We start from the raw sequence: 6315 nt of genomic DNA, 5'->3' as shown, positions 1-6315 counted from the left end.
CAACGACGCGCCCACGCTGACCAGCGCCAAAGCCGTGCTGGCCGGCGGCACGGAGGACACGGCCTACACCATCACCCAGGCCAGCCTGCTGGCCGGCTTTAGTGATGTGGACGGCAATGCACTGTCGGTGGTCAACCTCACGGCCGGCAACGGCACGCTGTCGGCCTTTGATGCAGTCAACAAGCGCTGGACCTTCACGCCCGCGGCCAACTACAACGGACCCGTCAACCTGGGTTACGGGGTCAGTGATGGTGCTGCGACCACGGTGGCCACGCAGAGCTTTGTGCTGGCGCCGGTCAACGACGCGCCCACGGGTGCGGTAAGCGTGCAGCGCGGCGGAGTGGCCGTGACCGTCGGCACCACCGTCCAGCAGGGCGACATCCTGACGGCCGCCAGCACCCTGACCGACGTGGATGGTCTGGGCTCCGGCTTGAGCTACCAGTGGCAAGGTTCGATGGACGGCACCGCCTGGAACGCCATCGCCGGGGCCACGGCCGCCAGTTTCACGGTGACGCCGGCTCTGGCCGGGCAGATGCTGCGCGCGGTTGCCAGCTATACCGACGGCGGCGGCAAACTGGAAAGCGTGCCCAGCGACTCCACCCAGGCCGTGAACCGGTTTATCGGCACGAGCGGCAACGACACGCTGGACGGCACAACCGGCGTGGACCAGCTCGAAGGGCTGGCAGGAAACGATCTTTATACCGTGAACAATGCCGGCGACATCGTCGTGGAAGAGCCCGGCAAGGGCGTGGATACGGTCCAGTCCAGCATCAGCTACACGCTTGGCGCCAATGTTGAAAACCTCACCTTGACAGGAACCGCAGCCATCAACGGCATCGGCAACGATCTGGACAACGTCCTGACGGGCAACAGCGGCAACAACAGCTTGGTGGGCGGGGCCGGCAACGACATGCTGTCGGGCGGCATTGGCAACGACAGCCTGCAGGGCCAGCAGGGGAACGATACGCTGAACGGCGACGATGGCGATGACAGGCTGTTTGGCGAATGGGACAACGACAAGCTATCCGGCCAGAACGGCAACGACATGCTGGACGGCGGCTCGGGCAATGACAGCCTGGATGGTGGCGCCGGCAACGACGTGATGCACGGCGGCGCGGATACCGACCTGCTGCTGGGCGGCGACGGCCAGGACATGATTTATGGCGATGACGGCGACGACACGGTGGGCGGGCAAAACGACGATGACCAGGTGTGGGGCGGCAGGGGCAACGACCTGCTGTACGGCGACGGTGGCAATGACACGCTGTACGGCGAGGAGGACAACGATACGCTGAAGGGCCAGGACGGCAATGACACGCTGGACGGCGGCTCGGGCAATGACAGCCTGGATGGTGGCGCCGGCAACGACGTGATGCACGGCGGCGCGGATACCGACCTGCTGCTGGGCGGTGACGGCCAGGACATGATTTATGGCGACGACGGCGACGACACGGTGGGCGGGCAAAACGACGATGACCAGGTGTGGGGCGGCAGGGGCAACGACCTGCTGTACGGCGACGGTGGCAATGACACGCTGTACGGCGAGGAGGACAACGACACGCTGAAGGGCCAGGACGGCAATGACACGCTGGACGGCGGCTCGGGCAATGACAGCCTGGATGGTGGCGCCGGCAACGACGTGATGCACGGCGGCGCGGATACCGACCTGCTGCTGGGCGGCGACGGCCAGGACATGATTTATGGCGACGACGGCGACGACACGGTGGGCGGGCAAAACGACGATGACAAAGTGTTGGGCGGCAAGGGCAACGACCTGCTGTTCGGCGACGGCGGCAATGACGTGCTGTACGGCGAGGAGGACAACGACACGCTGAAGGGCCAAGACGGCAATGACATGCTGGACGGCGGCACTGGCAACGACATGCTGTCGGGCGGCACTGGCAACGACAGCCTGCAGGGCCAGCAGGGGAACGATACGCTGAACGGCGACGACGGCGACGATACGCTGTGTGGTGGCGTGGGCGACGATACGCTGTGGGGCCAGCAGGGGAACGATACGCTGAACGGCGACGATGGCGATGACAGGCTGTTTGGCGAATGGGACAACGACAAGCTATCCGGCCAGAACGGCAATGACACGCTGGACGGCGGAGACGGAGAAGATATCTTGTCGGGCGGTGAGGGCAACGATGTCCTTTACGGCCAGGGCGGCAATGACACCATGCAGGGAGGCGCCGGGAACGACATGCTGGACGGCGGAGCCGGCATCGATACGGCGGACTATAGCGGCATGGGCGGCAGCGTCAACGCCGACCTGGGCCGGGGGACGGCCATCAAGCTGCTCGCCGGTACCAACGTCAGCATGGGGGGAACGGTGGGGCGCTACATTCGTATCTATCACAACAACAGCTATGGTGAGGGGCCGCAGGGTCATGAACTGGGGCTGACGGGGATGAAGGTGTACGACGCCGGGGGCCATGATGTGGCTTTCGGCCTGCGCAGTTCGATAGGAGCCGACGGCAATGCCAACGGCGCGGCGAACCCGAACAACAGTACTGTGGCCCTGACCGATGCCTTGGTGGGAGGCGGCTGGAACGGCCAACCGGGCGATGCAGGCACTGTGGCCTACGCCAACTCGGGGAAAAATGGCGCAAAGGCCTATATTGAGCTCAAGCTTGACAGCGCGCAGGCGATTGACGCGATCAGCCTGTGGGGGGACGCGAACTACCCCGTCGACAGCAAATACCTGCGGGTCTATGTGTCGAATAGCGCGTTTAACGCCGCCACTACTTACAACAGCCTGGCGCTGGACACCACGGTCGCGCGCTTTGACCTGGAAGAGATAGAAACCAGCGCCACGGCGATCTACACCGACACGCTGGTGGGCATCGAGAACCTGACAGGTTCGGCGATGAACGACACGCTCACGGGAAATGCCGGCAACAACATCCTGTCCGGCGCAGGCGGCAACGACCTGCTGAACGGCGGCATGGGCGACGATATCCTCATGGGTGGAACGGGCGATGACACGCTGCAGGGAGGGGATGGCCAGGACAAGCTCTATGGCAATGAAGGTCACGACAGGCTGTATGGCGGGGCCGGCAACGACACGCTGGACGGTTCAATAGGAAACGACACCGCGGATTACAGCGTCAGCGGCATGACGGGTGGAATTAATGCCAACCTGCGCACTGGAAGGGTGGATAAATTCCTTGTGGCCGGCGGCCCCATAAGCTTCACCGACGCGCTGGTGGATGTGGAGAACCTTGTGGGTACGGCGATGAACGACACGCTTGCTGGCGTTAACGCCAGTCTGTCTGGCGGGGAGGGCAACGACGTTCTGTATGGCGATGGCGGAAACGAATATCTGGTCGGCGGCGACGGCGACGACGCTCTGTACGGCTACGACAGCTATGACACCCTGTATGGCTCGGCGGGTAAGGACACGCTGGACGGCGGTACTGGTGATGACTACCTGTACGGCGAAGCGGACGACGATGTGCTGCGAGGGGGAGACGGTTTAGACAGTATGTATGGTGGTACCGGCAACGACTACTTGTACGGCGAGGCGTCTGATGACTACATGTTCGGCGAGGAGGGTAATGACACGCTGAACGGCGGCATTGGTAATGACTACCTGTCCGGCGGAGAGCACAACGACCTACTGTACGGCGGAGTCGGTTCAGACTCTCTGGCGGGCGGGAACGGCAATGATTGGGTGTACGGCGAGGAAGGCAACGACGGGATAAATGGCGGGTCGGGCAACGACTTGCTGTTCGGCAGTTTCGGCGATGACGCCCTTTCGGGCGACGAGGGCGATGATTTTCAGTGGGGCGGTGTCGGCAACGATGACTTGCACGGATGGGACGGCGATGATTACCTGTACGGCGAAGCGGACAACGACACCCTGTATGGTGATAACGGCGCTGACAATCTGTACGGTGGTCTGGGCGACGACACTCTTCGCGGTGGTTACGGCGTAGATACCTATTACTTTAATGTTGGCGACGGCAATGACGTTATCGAGGACTATTCCGACAATTACCAAGAGTCCGGCGATAGGTTGGCGCTGGGTGCGGGGTTGAGCGTCGGCAGCACGCAGTTGACCCGCACGGATTACGATCTGCGGCTCACATGGGGCAGTGACTCGGTGACGCTCAAAAACTACTTTATCTACACCGAATATAACGACAGTGGAACTATCGTGTTTGCCAACGGCCCCCAGTGGAGCCTGGCGGACGTCACAAACCGGCTTGCCACTTTTGGCACGTCGGGCGATGACCGGCTGCAGGGCCACACTGGCGACTGGATAGTCGGCGGCGCGGGTTCGGACACCTATTTGCCGGGGGCAGACGGCGGACGCACCTGGATAGAGGACACGGCTGGCACCACCGACAGGCTGCTCATCGGGCAGACGATAGATCCCACCCAGGTCTGGCTTCGCCAGGTCAACAAAGACCTGGAAGTCAGCGTCATCGACAGCCCGCTCAACACGACCCTCATCAAAGGCTGGTACGGCAGCTCATCGAACCATATCGAGGAGATTTACACGGGCAATCAGAGGCTGGCGGACACGCAGGTAGACCGCCTGGTCAACGCCATGGCCTCGTTCAGCCCGCCAAGCTCCGCGGCCAGTGTGCCGGACGCTGTTAAAAACACCGTGCAGTCGGCTTGGACTGCAATCAGCAGCTGGACGCCATGGTGAGGGGAATTTCCTGGGGCGGGAACGAGTGCGGCGGCACCGATGGCGCTCCAGGACAGCCGAGGGCATACCTGCGTTGACGGCGTTTGCGGCAGCCGCGGCGACAGTGAATGAAGACCGCCTCACGGCCCGTGCCGGGTCGGCCACCTGGCTTGGCTGTGAGGTGCCAGCAGGTCCTTGTGAGACGTGGCGCGCAGGCCGCCTGCGTCTTAATGAGGGTAGTTCGTTCAGGCTACAGCGACGACCTTGGGGAAGGGGAGGCTGCGTTGGCGGCCAACTGGCATTGAAGGTGGTTGGGCCGCGGCGCGAGCGTCGTGATGGACGCAGCAAGCGGAGGCCGGGCTGAAGCGCCCAGCCTCCGCTTGCCGGGCGCCGCGGTCCTCTTTTTTTGCCTTTATTTCTTCATTTCATCCTTGCCCATGGCATCTTTCGCCATGGCATCTTTTTTCATGCCGTCCTTGGCCATGTGATCCTTCTTCATCTTGTCTTTTTTGGTCATGGCCATCTTGTCGTCGTGCTTCATGCCGTCCTTTGCCATCGCGTCCTTGGCCATGGCGTCCTTGCCCATTGCGTCTTTCTTCATGCCGTCCTTGGCCATGGCATCCTTGCTGCTCATGGCATCTTTGCCCATGGCGTCTTTTTTCATGGCGTCCTGCGCCAGGGCGCTGCCGCCGGCGGCGAGCAGGCAGGCGCTGAGGAGGGCGGCGGTCAAAGTCTTGGTGTTGATGTTCATGATGGTGTTGTCCTTGGTGATTAAAAGAATGTTGGAAAGTGCTTGAAGAAAAAACGGCAAGGCGGGTAGGGGTGCATGCCTTGCCGGCGTTGCGGGGTGTCTGAGCGAGCGTGCTCAGCTACCTCCGAACCAGTTGTAGCCCTGGTCTTCCCAGTAGCCGCCAGGGTAGGTGTTGGTGACAAAAATCGCCTGGATGTGTTTGGGGTTCTTGTAGCCGAGCTTGGTGGGCATGCGCAGCTTCATCGGGAAACCGTATTTGGGCGGCAGCACCTGGCCGTCGTAGGTCAGCGCCAACAGGGTCTGCGGGTGCAGGGCGGTGGCCATGTCTATGCTGGTGAAGTAGTCGTCGGCGCATTTGAAGCCGACGTACTTCGCGCTTGTGTCGGCGCCGACCTTGCGCAAAAAGTGGAAGAAGGGCACGCCGCCCCACTTGCCGATGGCGCTCCAGCCTTCGACGCAGATGTGGCGTGTGACCTGGTCGGCCTGAGGCATGGCGCGCAGTTCGGGCAGCGACCACTTGCGCCTGTCGGCGACCAGGCCGGCGACTTCAAGGCGATAGCTTTCTTCCTCGACTTCCCGCACCTCGTCTTCGCCGTAGTAGGCGTTGAAGGGGAAGGGCCGCGTGATCATGGAGTCGGGATAGGTGGGCGCCAGCCGGTTCGGGTCGAAGAGCAGGCCCTGCGCGTCGTCATTGAGGCGCGAGATGCGGGTGAGCGCGGTGTTGACGGATTCGCTGTCGTCCAGCACGCAACCGCTCAGCATGGCCAGGCCGCCCAGGGTGAGCGAGCCGCGCAGGAAGTTGCGGCGAGCGGTTGAGAGCTTGTTGGCCGTGGCGATGCGGTCCACGGCTTCCTGGAGAACGGCGTCGCCGTCTAGGTGGTGAAGGCGCCTGGGGCGTTGAATGTTCATGTTTGTTCCT

3 protein-coding genes are annotated in these 6315 nt (G+C 62.6%); 1 reads left to right on the top strand and 2 read right to left on the bottom strand.

Features of this window, described 5'->3' with window-relative positions; all coding sequences use genetic code 11:
• Positions 1–4666, top strand: a 4666-nt coding sequence (locus tag AC1D0O_RS03935) for a cadherin-like domain-containing protein (RefSeq protein WP_477652232.1), incomplete at its 5' end; no start/stop codon positions are given.
• 391 nt (positions 4667–5057) lie between these two features.
• Here AC1D0O_RS03935 and AC1D0O_RS03930 read toward each other — a convergent pair.
• Positions 5058–5396, bottom strand: coding sequence for a pentapeptide MXKDX repeat protein (locus tag AC1D0O_RS03930; protein ID WP_477652231.1), 339 nt, complete (start codon positions 5394–5396; stop codon positions 5058–5060).
• A 114-nt stretch (positions 5397–5510) separates the two neighbouring features.
• Positions 5511–6305, bottom strand: a complete 795-nt coding sequence (locus tag AC1D0O_RS03925) for a molybdopterin-binding protein (RefSeq protein WP_477652230.1) — start codon at positions 6303–6305, stop codon at positions 5511–5513.
• Between the last annotated feature and the right edge of the window lie 10 nt (positions 6306–6315).

The sequence above is a fragment of the Polaromonas sp. P1_F2 genome (assembly GCF_056405735.1).
The sequence above is the reverse complement of the archived record's forward strand: the minus strand, read 5'-3'. Positions and strand labels throughout refer to the sequence as shown.